Source organism: Agrobacterium leguminum (assembly GCF_005144435.2).
Lineage (GTDB): Bacteria > Pseudomonadota > Alphaproteobacteria > Rhizobiales > Rhizobiaceae > Agrobacterium > Agrobacterium leguminum.
Genome location: NZ_CP120211.1, coordinates 2,852,675 through 2,873,008, shown reverse-complemented (window position 1 = coordinate 2,873,008; position 20,334 = coordinate 2,852,675). Strand labels below are relative to the sequence as shown.

The following is a 20,334-nucleotide window of genomic DNA, read 5'->3' as shown; positions in this document are numbered from 1 at the left end:
GGTGCGTCAGGACGGTCTCGTCATGGCAATCGTTAGTAGACGTCGCGCAGATAGCGTTTTTCGCGCTTCAGCCGGTTCACGTACTCGCTTGCCGCCTCGGCGGAGATGCCGGCCTCATCGCTGACGATGTTGTGCAGAGCATCATCGACATCCTTCGCCATGCGGGTCGCGTCGCCGCAGACGTAAAAGTAACCGCCATCTTCAAGCCATTGATAGAGCGCCTTGCCGTTTTGCCGCATGCGGGTCTGGACATAGATCTTCTCCGCCTGATCCCGCGAGAAAGCGAGATCGAGGCGGGTGAGCACACCATCGCGGCTCATGTCGCCAAGCTCGTTTTCATAGATGAAATCCGACTGCCGGTGCTGGTCGCCGAAAAACAGCCAGTTTTTGCCCTTTGCGCCTCGGGCTTGCCGTTCCTGCAAAAAAGCCCGGAAGGGCGCGATGCCCGTGCCCGGTCCCACCATGATAACAGGCGCATCATTGTCCTGCGGCACACGAAACGCCTTGTTCGGCGAGACGAAAATCCCGGCACTCTGCCCGGCCTCAACGCGGTCGGCGAGATAGGTGGAGCACACGCCGCCACGCTCACGGCCCTCGGCGCGATAACGCACGCTGGCGATGGTAAGATGCACGCTGTTTTTTGCAACCAGAGGGCTGGAGGAGATGGAATAGGCGCGGTGTTGCAGCGGCTTCAGGAATGTCACGAATTCAGCAACATCGAATAACGGCTTTCCGCCGAGATTGATGAGGTCGAGAATATCCTTGCTCCAGAGAAAGGCGGCCAGCTGCTCCCTGTCTCCGTTTGCGAGAATGTGGCTGAGTTCGTCATGCCCCGCCCGCTTGCCGATTTCGGCGACGAGGTCGCGCGAGGGCGTCGATATCTCGACCATGTTGAGAAGCGCATCGCCGACCGGCCGGTCCAACCCGGCGATTTGGCTGTCCGCAGCCGCTCCGAAGTGTTCCAGCAGCGCGCCGGCCAGTTTCGGATCGTTCAGGGGCACGACGCCAAGAGCGTCACCCGCCTCATAGTCCAGGCCGCTTTCGCCGAGATCGAATTCGTAGTGACGAATTTCCTTGGACGAGCCGGGGCCGGACAGGCGACGATTGACGCTTACCTCAGCGGAATAGGGATTTTTGCGGCTCCAGCCCTGCTTTGCCCGTACGGGCGGCTCAGCGATGTCGGGCATGGTGACAGATGCCGCGCTGCCGCCATCGACAGCAAGCGCGAGCGGCAGGGTCTCACCGATCCATGCGGCGGCAGCGTCCTCAAAGTCGATATCGCAGTCGATACGCGTCTTCATACGCTTGCCGCCGAGTTGTTCGAACCGCGTATCGATAAGCTTGCCCGCCTGGCAGAAGCCGTCATAGCCGGTATCGCCGAGCGCGAGGACGGCAAAATTCATCTCGTCCAGACGCGGCGCGCTGTCGGCGGCGAGCGCTTCCCAGAAAAGCTGGGCATTATCAGGCATTTCACCCTCGCCATAGGTCGAGGTGACGACGATGACCCGTTTCATCGCGCCGAGACTGTCCATCGAGACATCATCGAGTGCCGTCACCACCGGCTGCATGCCCTGCGCGCGGGCGGCGGCGGCAATATCCATCGCCAGCGCCTCGGCATTGCCGGTCTGGGTGCCGAAGAGAATATTCAGCACACTAGCCGCCGCCCTGGGAGCAGCGGCGGCAACCGATGTCTCCAGGCCGATGGCGGCGCGGGAATGGAGCCCCGCCAGAAAACCGGAAAGCCATGCGCGCTGATCACCGTTGAAGGGCGCGTCTTCGGGAATATAAGGTATCTTCATCATGCTGCCCTGTGGCTGGATGCGGTGGCGAGGTCGGGGATGGCGCGGGCTGCGAAAAGCTCCTCGAAGCCCGGCAGGCGGCCGATCTTCTCGATGTTTTTCCGGTTCTGCTGAATGATCCAGCCATAAGTGCCGGGGCTGTCCACCGACCAGATGTTCCTGCGCGCCAGCGCCTGCTTGTAATCGTCGAGACGCTTGGCGGCGATCATCACCGCAAGCTGTTCATCGCTATGGTCCGAAAGCGCCTCGCGGGCATATCTCAGCAGCCGCTGCATCAGCGCATAGTCTTCCGTGAGGATGAGATTGCGCACGGCTTTTTCAATGGCCGGGTCGGAAGGACCTGACGCCATCGGCACCCGCTGCAAGGCGATGGCCTGCGCCATGCTCAACACGGTATAATTGTTGAGCAGCGCATACATTTCCTCGGTATCCGTCTCGCCATAACCCGGCACCGTTCCGTTCAGGACGGCCTTGCGGTCACGATAGGCGAGCTTGAACTTGCGCAGTTGATGAGCGGCAAGCGCGGATGCCAGTTCCTCCAGCAGTTCCTTGCGGGGCTTCGCCTTCAGAATCTCATCGCTATCCTGATAAAGCAGCAGGGCGCGTGGCATGCCATAGACGAAATTATGCTGTTCGCTTTCCCAGTTTTCCAGAAGCCATGCCGCCTTGGCCGAGCCGGTCTCTGCGACATGCCAGGTCAGAAGCTGGTGGATGGCCTGATTATGAACTGCAGCTTGTTCATCCTCACCGGTGACTGAACCGAGCAGGATGGAATCGTGGCTGACTTTCTTCGGCAGATCGCCATAGGGATCATACTGGTAGACGAAACCGCCGCTCATGCCATTGCCGAAACCCTTGCCGAAGCTGCCAAGGTTCAGCACCGCGCCGTTGGTCATGTATTCGCAGGCAAAATCACCCACGCCTTCGACCACGGCGGTGGCGCCGGAGTTACGCACCGCAAAACGGTCTCCCGCCTGCCCCTCCACGAAGGTGCGGCCGCCGGTGGCGCCGAACAGCGCGAAATTGCCGACAAGCACATTGCCGCCCGCCTCTTCCGAGCCGCCGCCGGGCGAACGCACGACGATGGTGCCGCCGCAGGCGCTTTTGCCGACGCCGTCATTGCAGGTGCCGGTATGGACCATGACCATGCCGTCGTTGCAGAAGGCACCGAAGGACTGTCCGGCGGAACCGGACGTATCGATGCGCACCGAACCCGCCTCCAGGAACCGGCGACCGCGGCTGTCCCGCTTGACGGCCGGTAACGCATCCGCCTCTTCGTCGGAAAGTTCATGGTTCAGCATGCGTTCGATATCGACGGCAAGCTGACCGCCGACGCTCTTGTTGCAATTGTTGAGGAAACGATTGCCGCCAAGCTCAATATTCTCGCGCCGGCTGTCGACCAGGGCCGAGCGCACGAGTTCGATGAAGGCATCATCAAGCGCAAAGTCCTTTTCCATATAGACCGGGCTGTCGATCCTCACCTCTTCGACCACGGCGAGCATTGCCCGGAGGTCAAGCTGGCCGACGCTGGCCGGATGATCGAGGAGGTGAAGAAGATCGGAACGGCCGCGTGCTTCCCGCAGTGAGGCAACCCCAAGCCCGGCCAAAATCTCGCGCGTTTCATGGGCGATGTTCATGAGATATTGCGCCAGAGCGCGCGGATCGCCGTTGAAGGCCTCCTGATTGGTGGTGAGACCGGCCGGGCACTTGATGTTGCAGTTCTTGGCCATGACGCATTTCAGCATCATCAGCGCCGTCGTGCCGAATTCGAAACTGTCGCCGCCGAGGAGTGCTGACTTCACCACGTCGCTCGCCGTCTGGTGCGCGCCGGAGCAACGCAGCAGCACCTTGGCGCGCAGGCCGGTGGCGCAAAGCGCCTGATGCACCTCGGCAATGCCGATTTCCGCCGCACGGCCGGTATATTTGAGACTGGTAACGGCCGCCGCGCCCGTGCCGCCGGTATTGCCGGCGACATTGATGACATCCGCACCCGCCTTGGCGACGCCGACCGCAATCGTGCCGATGCCTTCCGACGAGACCAGCTTGACGATGACGCGCACGCGCGCCGCCTTGGCGTCATGGATGAGCTGGGCCAGATCCTCGATGGAATAGGTGTCGTGATGCGGCGGCGGCGAGACAAGCTCGACGCCCGGCGTGCCGCCACGCGCGGCGGCGATTTCCACCGTCACCTTGGGAGACGGCAACTGCCCGCCCTCGCCCGGCTTTGCGCCCTGACCAATCTTGATCTCGATCTCTTCCAGCATCGGATCTGCAAGATAACCGGCCCAGACGCCGAAGCGGCCGGAGGCAAACTGCTTGATGCGCGAGGCACGGATGGTGCCATAACGGGAAATATGCTCGCCACCCTCGCCTGAATTCGACATGCCGCCGACCATGTTGGTGCCATGGGCAACTGCCTCATGGGCAGCGGCAACCAGCGCGCCATGGCTCATGGCACCCGATGCAAGGGTTTTGGTGATCTCGCTCGCCTTCTGAACGGCATCGAGCGGAATGCTTTCCGGCGCGGTGCGGATAAGCGAGAGATAGGCGGAGGCTTCACCCTTTGCCTGAACCATGAGCGCGCCGCCTTCCAGCCAATGGCCTGGAATATCCGCACCGAAACGGTCGAGCAACGACTGGCCGAGCGCGGCAAGCCGGGCAAGCTCATGACCGTGCGGGCCGGTCAATTGCAGCCGGAATGCGCCGTCTCCCACCTCGTCGCAGCGCAATCCGCGTACCATGAAGCTGTTATTGCCCTGACGGGAAAAACGGCCCATTTCCCGGCGGAATTCTTCTGCGGAACCGGCGAATGTCACGTCGGCCGGCAATTCCAGAACATCGCGCAAGGCGGCGGGGCGGCGCGCCCTTTCCTCCGCCATCATGCGGGCGAAGGCGCGATAGCCGGGCGTTACCTCGAATCTGTCGATTGCGTCAGGCGTCAGCCGGTCGAAGCTGTTGTGATAATAGGCCGCATCGTTGAGACCGAAGGCATCCTCCAGCCGGTTGAGCGGCAGGAGACGCAAAGCCTCCTCGTTTTCGGTTCCGTTGTCGAAACCGATCTTCTCTTCCGTCATATCCACGAAACCGCGTACCGCCGTCGTGCCATAGGAATGGCCAGCACCTTCCGCGCGCTCCTTGAAGAGACCGAGCAGGGGTATGTCGTTTTCGCCCTTCACGGACAACGCCTTGCGGTGCCAGTCCGCCACGGCCTGCGCGATGACGGCGAAGTTGACGCCGCCGACCGGGGTCTTCACATTCGGGAAATAGCGCTTCAGCACCGCATCATTGGTATCGAGGAAGTTCGGTTCAAAGAACTCGCCGCCGATATAGCTTTCCGCCGTGCACAGGCCGACCTTGCCCATGGTCTTCATCAGCGACTTTTCCGCCGCCTTGGCGAAACGCTTGAAGGCCTTGTCGGCATCGGCACCGAATTTCTCCTCGGCGCGAAACTGCACGCCGAGCGGATAGGCGGCCGAAGCGCCGAAACCGAGGCTCGCTGCAATGTGATGCGAAGAGGAAAATTGCCCGCTTTCAACGATCAGCGACACGCGCAGCCGCAAACCTTCCTCGATCAGCCGCTGATTGATGGCGGAGACGACCATGATCATCGGCAAGGCCGCGCGGTTTGCCGAAACGTGCCGGTCGGTGATGATGGCGATGCCGCCTTCCTCAGCCGCAAAAGCCACAACCTCATCGCAGAGGCCATCGATTGCCTGCCGCAGGGCGACTTCGTTGGCCCCCGCAACATCGAAGACCGGCGAATAAAGCATTTCGAAACGGCGAAGGGGCGTCTCCGACTGCTCGCGAATACGCAGCATATCGAGATGGGTCAGGATCGGAGAGCGCACGACGATCTGGCGGGCCTTCTTCGCGCCGCTGTTCGGCTTCGCACCAAGGGCCACACGCAACGTCATGCCATCGGCCTCACGAATACTGTCGAGCGGCGGATTGGTGACCTGCGCGAAGCGCTGCGAGAAATACTTCGCAACGCCGCCTTCCTGATCGGACAGCGCGTTGATGGCATTGCCGTAACCCATCGCCGAGATCTTTTCCGCGCCGGAGGCCAGCATCGGGTCCATCAGGAACTTGAAGCTTTCCTGATTATGCGAATAGGCGACATAACGCTGGTGCCGTTCCAGATCGCCGTTGTAACGCAGCGGCGAACCCTGCTTTTCCGCCGGCACTTCCGGCAGATCCTCCAGCATGACACGGGCTTCGCGCAGCAGGGATGAATAGTCGCGGCGTGAGGCGAGAAGTTCCAGCGCCTCGACGGTGGAAAAGGCGCGGCGTTCTGCATGGTCGTAATAAAGCATGCCGCCCGCCTCGATGCGGCCGCGACGGATGACGCTTTCCGCCGGAAAGGCGATCTGCCCGGCTTCCGACATGACGCAGAGATAATCTTGCGTCTCGACGGTGCGCAACGGGCGCAGGCCAAGGCGATCGAGCCGCGCGCCGATGATGGTGCCGTCGCCGAAGATCAGCGCGGCAGGGCCGTCATTCTTCTCCTCATAGAGCGAGAAATATTCCAGCATCGCCTTGACGTCGGGTGACAGGGTATCGTCGTTTTCCCAGGCCGGCGGCATCATCGAGACCACGGCGGTGACGAGGTCGAGTCCGTCTTCCATCACCCGCGCCTGCAGGGTCTGGTCCAGGCGGCAGCTATCCGACTGGCCCTTCGGGCGGATGATGCTGGCATTCTTCGCCAGCGCCACGGCCGCTTCCGACAGCCGGTTCTTCTTGTCGGTATTGAGTTCGCCATTATGCGCCATCAGGCGGAAGGGCTGCGCCATGGAAGGGTGCGGATCGGTATTGGTGGAGAACCGCGTGTGGAAATACATCGTATGCACTTCATGACGCGGGTCGGTGAGGTCACAGAAATAGGGCATGACCTCATGCGAGTTGAGGCGGCCTTTCAGAACCTGCGTGCGGGCGCTGAGCGACAGTGGATAAAAGCCGGCAAGTTCCGGCACGGTATAGGCAAGCGCCTCGATGGCGAGCAGCGCCTTGTGGATGCGCCAATCGAATTCGGCAAGGCTGCCGCATTCGGCCGGAGCCGAAAAGACCCATTGGCGGATCGGCAACTGGTAAGGGATGGCGGCGGGACGGATGGCCGCATCATTCACCGGCACATCGCGAACGAGCAGGATTAAAAAGCCCTGCTCTTTGAGGGCGTTTGCGATGATACCGACAGCCTCGCCGTGGAAAGCCGGATTTTGCGGCAGAAAAAAATTGCCGACGCCGAAACGGCCGGCCCGCAAACCGTCCTCACCCGTCAATTCCCGAAAGAAGGAGAGAGACAAATCCAGCGACACGCCGGCACCATCGCCGACACCTTCCGCCGACATGCCGCCGCGATGCGGCACGGCACAGAGCGCTTCGTGGCCGCGCTTCAGCACATCATGCGTCTGCACGCTGTCCTTGCGGGTGATGAAACCGACACCACAGCTACTTTTTTCAAAAGCCGCATCGTAAAGGCCGAATTTTTGCTCCGTCACACTCAAGGCACTCTCCTCTCGTTGCGCATTTCGCGCGGCATCGCCCTCTTCCCCGAAACCCGGCGCGTCAGCCGGCACTCTGCGGGCGGAGCCGCAGGCGACCTGGCTGCTCCTCATTCTTCTGTTTATCGGCGTTTAATGGCGCGAACGGTCGTTTTGCGGCCGTCAAACGGCTTGGCGGCGATGGCCGCTTTTTCGCAAATAATGATCGTCGTCGTTCGCATCGCGTTCCCTGATGGCCGGCTGTCCGGCGGTGAGATACACTGAATTATGTCAGTATTCCTTACATAATATTTCATGATCGACCGAGTCAAGATTAAAATCGACCCGGCGCAATAAAAAAACAAAAACGCCGCGAAATCCGACAGGATTCCGCGGCGCGATGGCTGCAGAGATTTTTAAATTGCCCGGATCACTCCGAAGGCATGTCCAGCGTGCGGCTGAACCAGAGGGCAATCAGCGTGCAGAGCGCACCCGACATCAGGTAAATGCCGACGGCGAAAAGGCCGAATTTGGACGAAAATCCGAGCGCGACGAGCGGCGCGAAACCGGCGCCGATCAGCCAGGAAATATCCGAGGTGATCGATGCGCCGGTATAGCGGTACTCACGGCTGAAGCGGGAAGCAAGCGCGCCGCCCGCCTGGCCGAAGGACAGGCCAAGCAGCGAAAAGCCAATCAGCACAAAGAGATAGCGGCCAATATCGCCGGAACCAAGAAGAACCGGCGCAACCAGACTGAAAAGGCCGATCAGCACCGCCGCGATGGCCAGAAGCTTCCGTCGACCGATCCGGTCGGCCAGAATACCGGAGACCACGATCATTCCGCCGGCGATGATGGCGCTGACGAATTGCACGAACAGGAAGTCCGAGACACGCTGGCTGGTGTTGAGCGAAACCCAGCTCAGCGGGAAGACCGTGACAAGATGAAAGAGCGCAAAGCTTGCCAGCGGCACGAATGCACCTGTGACCACCACCGGAAACTGCGAACGCAGCATCTTGAACATGGGGCGCGGTTCCAGCTCGTGCTGTTCCAGCATGGCCTGGAATTCCGGCGTCACGATCATACGCAGGCGGGCGAAAAGCGCGAGAACATTCAACGCCAGCGCCACGAAGAATGGGAAACGCCAGCCCCAGGCGAGGAATTCCGCATTGGAAAGCTGCGTCACGAAGACGATGAAAAAGGCGCTGGCGAGACCGAAGCCCATGGCCGCACCGATCTGCGGCATCATGGCGTACCAGCCGCGCTGTTTCTGCGGCGCATTCATGGCGAGCAGCGAAACCAGACCGTCCCATGCACCGCCAAGCCCAAGGCCCTGGCCGATGCGGAATACCGCCAGAAGACAGGGGGCAAGTATGCCCGCTTCCGCATAGGACGGAAGAAAGCTGATCGCCATGGTGGAACCACAGAGCGTAAAGAGCGCGGCCATCAGCTTCACGGCGCGCCCGAATTTGCGGTCGATCTGGAGGAAGATCAGCGAGCCGATCGGCCTTGCGATAAAGGCCAATGAGAAAACCGCGAAGGAATAGAGCGTCGCCGTCAGCGGATCGACGAAAGAAAAGAAGACGTGGGGGAAAACGAGCGCGGAGGCGATGGCATAGATGAAAAAGTCGAAGAATTCCGTCATTCTCGCAAGAATGACCGCAATCGTGATGCGATCCGGATCGACCTTAACGGGACCGGCCCCATTTCCGTTCGCCTCCGGCGCCTGCCCAAAGGATGGAGCAGCATTCGTATAACTCATAATATCCCTCCTGCGTCATGGACGAACCATTTCCTGTAACGCGCCGGCTCCTCTTCCGTTGCGTTACGATGCGACGGATTGTCACACGCACCCTACGTAACGTCAATTGAAGTTTGGCAATAAAGGGTTGCCCAGTCAGCCGACCATGCGATAATGCACGCGCTCCGTCCTTAAACGCAGCTCTGCCCGAGACATGGTGCATCGCGAAGGTTTCGCTGCACCGCGACAATATACCTCATTTGAAAAATGATGTTCGGCAATTATTCGCGGCATAATCCAAACTGTACGAGTTCAAAGAACGTGCGCACGATCAAAAAAATCCTATCCGCCCTTCTGGCAATCCCGGCTCTGCTGCTGCTCAGCGGCTGTAACCTCGTGGTGATGAACCCTTCGGGCGACGTCGCCATCCAGCAGCGCGATCTTATCATCACGTCCACGGTCTTGATGCTGCTGATCATCGTCCCCGTCATCGTCCTGACGCTTTTCTTCGCATGGAAGTATAGGGAATCGGCAAAGGCTGAGGATTACGATCCCGAGTGGCACCACTCCACGCGCCTTGAAATGGTGATCTGGTCGGCTCCGGTCGCCATCATCCTGATGCTCGGCACGGTGACCTGGATTTCCACTCACCGTCTCGACCCCTATCGCCCGCTGGAGCGTATCGACGAGAACCGCCAGGTGACCGCCGATGTCAAACCGATCACGGTGGAAGTGGTGGCCATGGACTGGAAGTGGCTGTTCTTCTATCCCGAACTCGGCATTGGCAGCGTCAATGAATTCGCCGCTCCGGTCGATGTTCCGATCAATTTCAAGATCACCGGCACGACGGCGATGAACTCCTTCTTCGTGCCCGCGCTCGCCGGCCAGATCTACGCCATGGGCGGCATGCAGACCAAGCTGCACGCGGTCATCAACAAGGAAGGCGTTTATGACGGCTTCTCGGCCAACTTCTCCGGCCCCGGCTTCTCCCACATGCGCTTCAAGTTCCACGGCCTCAGCCAGCAGGGCTTCGACCAGTGGGTTGCCAAGGCGAAAGAAGGCGGCAAGGGCTTTGGCCGTCAGGAATATCTGGAATTCGCCAAGCCTTCCGAGCGCGAACCGGTACAATATTTCGCTTCGGTCGATCCCGAACTCTACAGCGCCATCCTCAACCGCTGCGTCGAGCCCAACAAGCTCTGCATGCGTGACATGATGCATATCGACGCCAATGGCGGCGGCGGCAAGGAAGGCATCGATATCGCCAAGGCGCTGAATTCCGTCGTCTGCACGCCGCTTGCGCCCTTTGGCGTCGCCAGCGGTCCCCAATCCACTCCGGCTGCGCTCGAAGGACAGACTTTCGAACCTGCGGCGCTGCCGGAAACGAAACAAGTCGCTGGCTGACGGATACGTCCCGGCATTATGCGGCGCGGCCAATGGCTGCGCCGATCTTATGTCTTAGAATCGCAAGAGGCTAAAAATGATCGTCAATTCCGATCAAACGTCGTTCCTGTTCGGGAAGCTGACATGGGAGTCCATCCCGCTTCACGAGCCCATTCTTGTCGCAACCTTCGCGGCCGTGGCTCTGGGCGGTATCGCCGTCGTCGGCGCCCTCACCTATTTCCGCCTCTGGGGCTATCTCTGGAATGAATGGTTCACGAGCATCGATCACAAGAAGATCGGTATCATGTACATCATCCTGGCGCTGGTCATGCTGCTGCGCGGTTTCGCCGATGCCATCATGATGCGCGTCCAGCAGGCGATCGCCTCGGGCGGATCGGAAGGTTACCTTCCGCCGCACCATTACGACCAGATCTTCACGGCCCACGGCGTCATCATGATCTTCTTCATGGCCATGCCCATGATCACGGGTCTGATGAACTTCGTCGTGCCGCTGCAGATCGGCGCCCGCGACGTTTCGTTCCCCTTCCTCAACAACTTCTCCTTCTGGATGACCACGGCCGGCGCCGTCATCACCATGATCTCGCTGTTCGTGGGTGAATATGCGCAGACCGGTTGGCTCGCCTATCCGCCGCTTTCGGGTATCGATGGAAGCCCGGGCGTCGGGGTCGATTATTACATCTGGGGTCTGCAGATCGCCGGTGTGGGAACGACACTCTCAGGCATCAACCTGATCGTGACGATCATCAAGATGCGCGCGCCTGGCATGACCATGATGCGCCTGCCGATCTTCGTCTGGACATCGCTGTGTTCGAACATCCTGATCGTGGCCTCGTTCCCGATCCTGACCGGCACGCTCGCCCTTCTCACCCTCGACCGTTATGTTGGCACCAACTTCTTCACCAACGATCTCGGCGGCAATCCGATGATGTATGTCAACCTCATCTGGATCTGGGGCCATCCCGAAGTCTACATCCTGGTGCTGCCGGCCTTCGGCGTCTTCTCGGAAATCGTCTCGACCTTCTCCAACAAGCGCCTTTTCGGTTATGCCTCGATGGTCTACGCCACCGGCGTCATCACCATCCTCGCCTATATCGTGTGGCTGCACCACTTCTTCACCATGGGTTCCGGCGCAAGCGTGAATGCCTTCTTCGGCATCACCACGATGATCATCTCGATCCCGACGGGCGCGAAGATCTTCAACTGGCTCTTCACCATGTATAAGGGCCGCATCAAGTTCGACGTTCCGATGCTCTGGACCATCGGCTTCATGATCACCTTCGTCATCGGCGGCATGACCGGCGTTCTTCTCGCCGTTCCGCCGGCGGACTTCGTGCTGCACAACTCGCTGTTCCTCATCGCCCACTTCCACAACACCATCATCGGTGGCGTCGTGTTCGGTGTGCTTGCGGGTATCGTCTACTGGTTCCCGAAGGCCTTCGGATACCGGCTCGATCCGTTCTGGGGTAAGCTGTCCTTCTGGTTCTGGTTCATCGGCTTCTATTTCGCCTTTATGCCGCTTTATATTCTCGGCCTGATGGGCATCACCCGCCGGATCAGCCAGTTCGAGGATAATTCCCTGCAGATCTGGTTCGTGATCGCCGCATTCGGCGCCTTCCTGATCGCGCTCGGCATAGCCTCCTTCGTCATCCAGCTCATCGTCAGCTTCCTGAAGCGCGACAAGCTGCGTGACGTGACCGGCGACCCCTATAACGGCCGTACGCTGGAATGGTCGACGTCTTCGCCGCCGCCCGCCTACAACTTCGCCTTCACGCCCGTCATCCACGATGTCGACGCCTGGGCGGATATGAAGAAGCGCGGTTACAACCGTCCCAAGGAAGGCTTCATTCCGATCCATATGCCGAAGAACACCGGCGCCGGCGTGATCATCAGCGCCATCAGCGTGGTTCTCGGCTTCGCCCTGGTATGGCACATCTGGTGGCTTGCGGCTCTGTCGATGCTCGCCATCATCGCGGTCTCCATCGCCCATACCTTCAACTACAATCGCGATTATTACATTCCGGCTTCCGACGTTTCCACGGTCGAAGCGGAACGTACCAAGCTGCTCGCGGAACAGGCGTAACGGAACATGTCTCATACACCTGCACAAAGCGTCGACGGCGCTGAACCACCGGTCTTCTACCTGAAGGAAGACCATCACCCGGAGAACGGCACCTCGCTGGGCTTCTGGCTCTACCTGATGAGCGACTGCCTTATCTTCGCGACGCTGTTTGCCACCTATGCCGTTGTCGGCCGCAACTATGCGGCCGGCCCTTCCGGCGCCGACCTGTTCGACCTGAAGCTGGTGGCGATCAATACCGGCTTCCTGCTTTTCTCCTCCATCACCTATGGCTTCGCCATGCTGGAAATGGAAAAGCAGAAGGTAAAGGCCACGCTGGTCTGGCTGGGTGTGACCGGCCTTTTCGGCCTCGCCTTCCTCGCCGTGGAACTTTACGAGTTCCATCACCTGATCGCGGAAGGCGCGGGTCCGCAGCGTTCGGCGTTCCTGTCGGCCTTCTTCGCGCTGGTCGGCACGCACGGTCTGCACGTCACCTTCGGCATCATCTGGCTCGTCACGCTGATGTTCCAGGTCGCCAAGCACGGCCTGATCGCGGCAAACAAGCGCCGCCTGATGTGCCTGTCGATGTTCTGGCACTTCCTTGACGTCATCTGGATCGGCGTCTTCTCCTTCGTTTACCTCATGGGAGTTCTTTGATGAGTTCCGAAGCACACGCACATCACGACGCGCATGGCGACGACCATCATCACCATGATGGTGCGAGCCACGGCACGTTCAAGAGCTACATGATCGGCTTCGTCCTGTCGGTCATCCTGACGGCGATCCCCTTCTGGCTGGTCATGGGCGACGTTCTTGAAAACAAGACCCTGCTGGTCATCGCCATCATGGGTCTCGGCGTCATCCAGATCTTCGTGCACATGATCTACTTCCTGCACATGGACACCAAGTCCGAAGGCGGCTGGACCTTCATGGCGCTGATCTTCACCGTCGTGGTGCTCCTGATCACGCTCTCCGGCTCGCTCTGGGTCATGTACAACATGAACAAGAACATGATGCCGCTGCACATCGAGGATGTGAAAAACCTGCCCTGAGCAGCATAAATCAACGGCCTGCCGGGTTTCCGGCGGGCCGCCTTCGCGCCAACACATACCCCCATGAATCCTGGTGCGATTTATGGGGTTATTTGCTGGAAGAAGCGCATGCGGGTGCTAGAGTTTTTTCGCTTTTCTTCGAATCGCGAAAACACTCTAACTCTTTGTTTTGGCGCATTTCCGGACGGAAAACCGGGTTCCACTTTTCCTGGAAATGCTCCAGGAAACCCGCCAAAGCAGACCGGTTTCTGCCGGGCGCGCTTCGCAAGGACCGTGACATGAGCCAAACCACACCCCATAACCGGCGCATCCGCCCTGCGGCCATCGTCGTCCTGTTCCTGACCGTTGTTCTGACGGGTCTGCTGCTCGCGCTCGGCACATGGCAGGTCAAGCGCCTTTCCTGGAAGCTCGATCTTATCGAGCGGGTCGAAGCCCGCGCCCATGCCGATCCCGTCGACGCCCCTGCCGCCAAAGAATGGCCGGCGCTCGGCGATCCGGCGGAATACGAATATCGCCGTGTGAAACTGTCCGGCACCTTCCTCAATGACAGGGAGGTTCAGGTCTATACGGTCACGGACCTCGGCCCCGGTTACTGGGTGATGACGCCGCTCAAACGCGACGATGGCTCCAGCATCATCGTCAATCGCGGCTTCGTGCCGTCCGACAGACGCGATCCGTCCTCCCGCCAGGAAGGCGAACCGGCCGGAAAGGTCGAGATCGTCGGGCTGATGCGCGCGCCCGAAACCGGCGGGCTTTTCCTGCGCACCAACGATCCGGCAAATGGCCGCTGGTATTCCCGCAACATTCCGCAAATCTCGCAGGCATCCGGCCTTTCCGATGTCGCGCCGTTTTATGTCGACGCCGATGCGACACCCAATCCGGGCGGCCTGCCGGTCGGCGGCAAGACCATGCTCACCTTTCCCAACAACCACCTCTCCTATGCCGTTACGTGGTATATTCTGGCGGCGATGGTGGTGGCTGCGGGCTGGTATGTCCTGCGCAACCTCAACGCCCCCAAACCGAAGCGGGACGAGGACTAAGCAGCCGGTTTTACCGGATGGTTCATAAAAGCACTTCCTTCTTCACGTTTTGCTGATCTATAACGACAGTTCGGCCTGACATTGCCCGTCGGCGCATTTTGTTTCGGTGAGTTATGGCAAGAGCATTTCTTCTCGTTCTGGATTCCTTCGGCGTCGGCGGCGCACCCGACGCGGAGCGCTATGGCGATCTTGGCGCAAACACGCTCGGCCATATCGCGGAATTCTGTGCAGCGGGCGCTGCCGACAAAGCGGGGCTTCGCTCCGGTCCGCTGAAACTGCCGAACATGTGTTCGCTCGGCCTGCTGGAGATCGCGCGGCAGGCAAGCGGCGACATTCCCGCCGGCATGGAACCGCCCGAGCGCATTTTCGGCCTGCACGGTTCCGCCAGCGAAATCTCAAAAGGCAAGGATACCCCGTCCGGCCACTGGGAGATCGCCGGTACGCCCGTCACCTTCGACTGGGGATATTTCCCGACGGAAGGCGATGCGTTTTCGCCGGAACTGGTGGAAGCGATCTGCAGGCAAGCCGATATTCCGGGCATTCTCGGCAATTGCCATGCTTCCGGCACCGAGATCATCGCTGCGCTCGGCGAGGAGCATATCAGGACCGGTAAACCGATCTGCTACACCTCATCCGATTCCGTTTTCCAGATCGCCGCGCATGAAACGCATTTCGGTCTGGAGCGGCTCATCGCGCTCTGCGAGACGGTACGCAAGCTGCTCGATCCGCTGAATATCGGCCGCGTCATCGCCCGCCCCTTCATCGGCGAGACGGTCGCGACTTTCGAGCGCACCGGCAACCGCCGCGATTTCTCCGTTCTGCCGCCGGAACCGACCCTGCTCGACAGGCTTGTGGAGGCCGGCCGAAAAGTGCACGCCATCGGCAAGATCGGCGATATCTACGCCCATCAAGGCGTCTCCCGCGTCATCAAGGCAAATGGCAACGGCGCCCTGATGGATGCGACGTTGCAGGCTATCGATGAGGCTGAAAACGGCGATCTCGTCTTCACCAATTTCGTCGATTTCGACATGCTTTATGGCCATCGCCGCGACGTTGCCGGTTACGCCGCCGCCCTTGAGGCCTTCGATGCGCGAATCCCCGAAATCCATCGCAAGATGGCGCCGGGTGACATCGCCCTTCTGACCGCCGATCACGGCTGCGACCCCACCTGGCGGGGCACGGACCATACACGGGAAAGGGTGCCGATCATGGCATTCGGGCCGGGCATTCGCTCACGCGATGTCGGCATCCGTTCAAGCTACGCCGATATCGGCGAAAGCATCGCCCACCATCTTGGCATCGAGGCCGGTTCTCACGGCAGGAGCTTCATTTGACATCGCATTTGCTGAAAGCGGAAATTCACTGCCACATCGAAGGTGCGGCCCCGCCCGCCCTTGTCGCTAAACAGGCGGAGAAATACGGCATCGACACCAGCGGTTTTCTGCGGAACGGCCAATATGTCTGGTCGGATTTCGCCGAATTCATCCGTTGTTACGATGCGGTGGCGCAGGTGTTCAAGACGGATGAGGACTATGCCATCCTGACTGAGGCCTACCTGACCGAACTCGCCGAAGCCAATACGATCTATAGCGAACTGATCATTTCGCCCGATCACGGCGACCGCATCGGGCTCGGTGCCGACGCCTATCTGGCTGGCATTGCCGAGGGCATCCGTATCGCAAGGGAAAAGACGGGGATCGAAACCCGCATCATCGTCACCGGTGAGCGCCACTTCGGCCCGGAGCGGGTGATCGCCGCGGCCGAATATGCGGCACGCGCCCAACATCCGCTGGTGACGGGCTTCAACATGGCCGGCGAAGAGCGCATGGGCCGCGTCGCCGATTATGCACGCGCCTTCGACATCGCCCGCGATGCCGGCCTTGGGCTGACCATTCATGCCGGCGAGGTTTGCGGACCGGAAAGCGTTACCGATGCGCTCGATCTCGTCAAACCGTCCCGCATCGGGCATGGCGTGCGCGCCATCGAAGATGCCGGTCTCATCGCCCGGCTGGCCGAGGCGGGAACGGTTCTGGAAGTCTGCCCCGGCTCGAATATCGCGCTCAACGTCTATCCCGATTTTGCCAGCCACCCGCTGAAAGCTCTCAGCGACGCCGGGGTGCGAGTGTGCATCAGTTCCGACGACCCGCCGTTCTTCTTCACCTCGCTTGCGCGGGAATATGCGCTGGCTGCGGACGAGTTCGGCTTCAGCGATGCCGAGATCGACCGTATGACACGGACCGCACTGGAATGCGCCTTCTTGGACGAGGCAACACGCGCACGACTGCTTGCGAAACTCGACGGCGCCTGACGCTGAGGTTCGCGGGGGTAAAACCGCGAAGAAGGCTTGCGAAAAGCACGCTTTCGGTGAATTACAGGGGCATAAGATAAAAGGAAGGCCAGTTTCATGGACGGCGTCACAGTCATCGAACATCCGCTGGTGCGGCACAAACTTACCATCATGCGCAAGAAGGAAACCTCGACGGCCGGCTTCCGCCGCCTGCTCAGGGAAATTTCGACGCTGCTCTGCTATGAAGTGACGCGCGACCTTGAGATGACGATGGAAACCATCGATACGCCGCTTGAAACCATCGAGGCCCCCGTGCTCGAAGGCAAGAAACTGGTTTTCGCCTCCATCCTGCGCGCCGGCAACGGCCTGCTGGAAGGCATGCTCGAACTCGTTCCTTCGGCGCGTGTTTCCCATATCGGCGTTTATCGCGATCATGACACGCTGGAAGCTGTCGAATATTACTTCAAGGCTCCCGAAAGTCTCGATGCGCGCCTTATCATCGTTGTCGATCCGATGCTGGCAACCGGCAACTCCTCCATCGCCGCCGTTGAAAAGCTGAAGGAACGTGGTGCGAAGAACATCCGCTTCCTGTGTCTGCTGGCGGCGCCCGAAGGCATCAAGAACTTCCGTGAAGCGCATCCCGATGTGCATATCTACACCGCCGCCATCGACAGCCATCTGAACGAGAAGGGCTATATCGTTCCCGGCCTCGGCGATGCCGGCGACCGCATGTACGGCACCAAATAACGCCGTTCATCATCGCTTAACCGTTTGAGCCATTCGCCGCCTCCACCAGCGGCGAATGGCTTTTTATTTTAAGGTTTCAGCATGTTTTGCGTCTATTCTGGGCAAGAATAACCTGCCCCTGGAGGAGCAAAGACTTGCTGACGCGCGCGATTTTTCTGCTTGTTGGTCTTTCGGTCGGTGCCACGCAAATTCCGGCGCTGGTGGAAAAGTTTCAGCCGCGCCCGGAAGCAAGCATCGAGAAAGCGGAAGCCAGACCCGAAGCGGCCAAACCGGAGTCCGTTTCGCTGGGCGGCGTCAATCTGAAAGCCGATGCCCGCGGCCACTTCAACGCCACTTTCCGCATCAACGGCAAATCCTTCGACGGGCTTGTCGACACCGGTGCTTCCATGGTCGCCATCAACGAGACGATTGCGCGCCGTCTCGGTTACGGCGTCAACAGCCTCGATTATAAATATGCGATTTCAACGGCCAATGGCCAGACCATGGCAGCCTATGTGAAACTGGACCGGGTGGAGATCGGCGCTATCCGGGTTCAGAATGTCGACGCCATGGTGCTGAAGGACAATGCGCTTAGCAACATGCTGATCGGCATGAGCTTCCTGAAGCAACTATCGTCCTTCAAGGTATCGGGCGGCGAGATGCGGCTGGTCAGGTGACCCGCTCAAGAACGGGCGCACCAATCTCCGGCGCGCTGTCAGCAATTCCGTAGCAGGCCGCTATCCTTTTCACGGCGCGTTCCGCTTCGTCCCTGGAAGCAGCATGAACGGTGGCGATCCGCTCGCCCTTTTCCACTTTGATACCGAGCGGCAGAATATCCGAAATACCGACGGAAGGATCGATCGTGTCCGATGGCTTTCTTCTGCCGCCGCCGAGTTCGACGACAACCATGCCAAGATCGCGCGTGGCGCAGGAGGCGAGCAAACCGCTGCGCTCCGCTAGAACCGGAAGAATGACCGGCGCTGATGGCAAATAGCGCGACGGGCGCTCGACGAAATCCGATGGACCGCCCAGTGCCGAAGCCATCCGTGCAAAGATTTCCAGCGCCCGGCCGGAGGAGAGCGCAGCCGACGCCAGCGTCTCTCCTTCCTCCAGCGTGACCGCCTTTTGCGCCTGCACCAGCATTTCCGCCGCAAAGGACAGGACCACCTTTTCAAGACGGGTGCCGGCCTTGCGACCGGTCAGAAAATCCAGACAGTTGACGATTTCGACCGCATTGCCGGCGGCATCGCCAAGCGGCTGGTTCATGTCGGTTATCAGCGCCGTTGTCGGCAGGCCTGCGCCATTCGCCACATCGACCAGAGCGCGGGCCAGATTGCGGGCATCCTCAACGCTCTGCATGAAAGCACCGCTGCCGACCTTCACATCCAGAACCAGCGTCTGCAGCCCGGCTGCAAGCTTCTTCGACAGGATGGAGGCCGTGATCAGCGGTATGGAATCGACCGTCGCGGTCACATCGCGAATGGCATAAAGCCGTTTGTCGGCGGGAGCGAGATCGCCTGTCTGGCCGATGATGGCGCAGCCGACCGTCTTTACCGTCCGGCGAAACAACGCCTCGTCCGGCATGAGTTTGTAACCGGGGATCGCTTCCAGCTTGTCCAGCGTGCCGCCGGTATGGCCAAGGCCCCTGCCGGAAATCATCGGCACGGCGAGACCGCAGGCGGCAACGATGGGGGCGAGCATCAGGGAGACATTATCGCCGACGCCGCCGGTGGAATGCTTGTCCGCCACTGGTCTTCCGAGATCGCTCCAGGACAGGATCTCACCGCTGTCGCGCATCGCAAGCGTCAGCGCCACCATCTCATCCCGGTTCATGCCGCGAAAGAACACCGCCATGGCAAAGGCAGCCGCCTGCCCTTCCGAGATGCCGTCTTTCGAAAGCGCCTCTATGAAAGCGGCAATCTCCTGCGGCTCAAGAGACAGGCCATCGCGTTTGCGCCGGATGATCTCCTGGGGGATCAAGCTCAATACCCGCTGGCGGCCTTGGCGGGCTCGCCGCCGGCCAGCACGTTCAGCACATCATCGAGTACACCGGAAGCGCCGAAACGGAAGGTGGACGGCATGGCCCAGTTGGGCGCCATTATGGTTTCCGCAAGCCTGAGGTAAAGCGTGGCGTCCTCCACCGTGCCGATGCCGCCGGCGGGCTTGAAACCCACCTTCTGCCGGCTGTCGCGGATCGCCTGCAACATGATGTCGGCTGCTTCCAGCGTGGCATTGATGGCGACCTTGCCGGTTGAGGTCTTGATGAAATCGGCCCCTTCGGCAATGGCGAGTTCGGATGCGCGACGGATCAGCGCCTTGTCCTTCAACTCGCCGGTTTCAAGAATGACCTTGAGCAGCACGGGTGCAACGCAGGCCTTGCGAACGGCGGACACCATGGCGGACACCGCCGTTTCATCGCCTGCTATGAATTTGCGATAGGGAATGACGAGATCGATTTCGTCAGCGCCGTCGCGGATTGCCGCCTCGGTTTCGGCAACCACGGTCGCGATGTCGAGATCGCCCGAAGGAAAATTGACGACCGTGGCGATGCGGATAGCATGGTCTTTTCCGAAAGCAGCACGGGCCTGCGCCACGAAGCGCGGCCAGATGCAGATTGCAGCCGTATTGCCATACTCCGTATGCGCCCGCTGGCACAGAGCGGCGATCTGCTCGGGCGTGCAGTCTTCCTTGAGATTGGTCAGGTCCAGCAAGGACAGGGTGAGGGCAGCCGCTTCGCGCGGACGCTGGAGTTCCATGG

14 protein-coding genes are annotated in these 20,334 nt (G+C 60.2%); 9 read left to right on the top strand and 5 right to left on the bottom strand.

What is annotated here, in order from left to right; all coding sequences use genetic code 11:
* Nucleotides 1-32: 32 nt before the first annotated feature.
* The 3 genes from CFBP4996_RS13680 to CFBP4996_RS13670 form a co-directional block, all read right to left on the bottom strand.
* Nucleotides 33-1,802 (bottom strand): sulfite reductase subunit alpha, encoded by a 1,770-nt coding sequence (locus tag CFBP4996_RS13680; protein ID WP_080852861.1) that lies wholly within the window; start codon nt 1,800-1,802, stop codon nt 33-35.
* Nucleotides 1,799-7,300 carry a glutamate synthase-related protein gene (locus CFBP4996_RS13675; protein ID WP_080852862.1) on the bottom strand — a complete coding sequence of 1,834 codons (5,502 nt, stop codon included), beginning with the start codon at nt 7,298-7,300 and terminating at the stop codon, nt 1,799-1,801. The genes CFBP4996_RS13680 and CFBP4996_RS13675 overlap by 4 nt, the downstream gene beginning before the upstream one ends.
* A 406-nt stretch (nt 7,301-7,706) precedes the next feature.
* Entirely contained in the window at nt 7,707-9,035 is a 1,329-nt protein-coding gene (locus CFBP4996_RS13670; RefSeq protein ID WP_080852863.1) for an MFS transporter, read from the bottom strand.
* Between the two features lie 249 nt (nt 9,036-9,284).
* Between CFBP4996_RS13670 and cyoA the strand changes: the two genes are divergently transcribed.
* From cyoA to CFBP4996_RS13625, 9 genes are all read left to right on the top strand, one after another.
* On the top strand, nt 9,285-10,415 hold the full coding sequence (gene cyoA / locus CFBP4996_RS13665) for a ubiquinol oxidase subunit II (RefSeq protein ID WP_080852864.1): 1,131 nt from the start codon (nt 9,285-9,287) through the stop codon (nt 10,413-10,415).
* Nucleotides 10,416-10,491: 76 nt separating this feature from the next.
* Nucleotides 10,492-12,495 (top strand): cytochrome o ubiquinol oxidase subunit I, encoded by a 2,004-nt coding sequence (gene cyoB, locus CFBP4996_RS13660; RefSeq protein ID WP_080852865.1) that lies wholly within the window; start codon nt 10,492-10,494, stop codon nt 12,493-12,495.
* 6 nt (nt 12,496-12,501) lie between these two features.
* Complete coding sequence (cyoC, locus tag CFBP4996_RS13655) at nt 12,502-13,128, top strand: cytochrome o ubiquinol oxidase subunit III (protein WP_003524364.1); 627 nt, start codon at nt 12,502-12,504, stop codon at nt 13,126-13,128.
* The gene (gene cyoD / locus CFBP4996_RS13650) at nt 13,128-13,523 is read left to right on the top strand and encodes a cytochrome o ubiquinol oxidase subunit IV (RefSeq protein WP_003514416.1); all 396 of its coding nucleotides are present in this window, start codon (nt 13,128-13,130) and stop codon (nt 13,521-13,523) included. The genes cyoC and cyoD overlap by 1 nt, the downstream gene beginning before the upstream one ends.
* Before the next feature lie 278 nt (nt 13,524-13,801).
* Nucleotides 13,802-14,563, top strand: coding sequence for an SURF1 family protein (locus CFBP4996_RS13645; RefSeq protein WP_162935950.1), 762 nt, complete (start codon nt 13,802-13,804; stop codon nt 14,561-14,563).
* Nucleotides 14,564-14,676: 113 nt separating this feature from the next.
* The gene (locus CFBP4996_RS13640) at nt 14,677-15,897 is read left to right on the top strand and encodes a phosphopentomutase (protein WP_080852866.1); all 1,221 of its coding nucleotides are present in this window, start codon (nt 14,677-14,679) and stop codon (nt 15,895-15,897) included.
* Nucleotides 15,894-16,871, top strand: coding sequence for an adenosine deaminase (locus tag CFBP4996_RS13635; RefSeq protein ID WP_080852867.1), 978 nt, complete (start codon nt 15,894-15,896; stop codon nt 16,869-16,871). Before CFBP4996_RS13640 ends, CFBP4996_RS13635 begins: the two co-directional genes overlap by 4 nt.
* Nucleotides 16,872-16,967: 96 nt before the next feature.
* The gene (gene upp / locus CFBP4996_RS13630) at nt 16,968-17,597 is read left to right on the top strand and encodes a uracil phosphoribosyltransferase (RefSeq protein ID WP_003524359.1); all 630 of its coding nucleotides are present in this window, start codon (nt 16,968-16,970) and stop codon (nt 17,595-17,597) included.
* A 134-nt stretch (nt 17,598-17,731) separates the two neighbouring features.
* Nucleotides 17,732-18,253 carry a TIGR02281 family clan AA aspartic protease gene (locus tag CFBP4996_RS13625; protein ID WP_080852868.1) on the top strand — a complete coding sequence of 174 codons (522 nt, stop codon included), beginning with the start codon at nt 17,732-17,734 and terminating at the stop codon, nt 18,251-18,253.
* Here the strand turns inward: CFBP4996_RS13625 and deoA are convergent.
* Complete coding sequence (deoA, locus tag CFBP4996_RS13620) at nt 18,246-19,562, bottom strand: thymidine phosphorylase (RefSeq protein ID WP_080852869.1); 1,317 nt, start codon at nt 19,560-19,562, stop codon at nt 18,246-18,248. The genes CFBP4996_RS13625 and deoA overlap by 8 nt on opposite strands.
* On the bottom strand, nt 19,559-20,332 hold the full coding sequence (gene deoC, locus CFBP4996_RS13615) for a deoxyribose-phosphate aldolase (protein ID WP_080852870.1): 774 nt from the start codon (nt 20,330-20,332) through the stop codon (nt 19,559-19,561). Before deoC ends, deoA begins: the two co-directional genes overlap by 4 nt.
* Between the last annotated feature and the right edge of the window lie 2 nt (nt 20,333-20,334).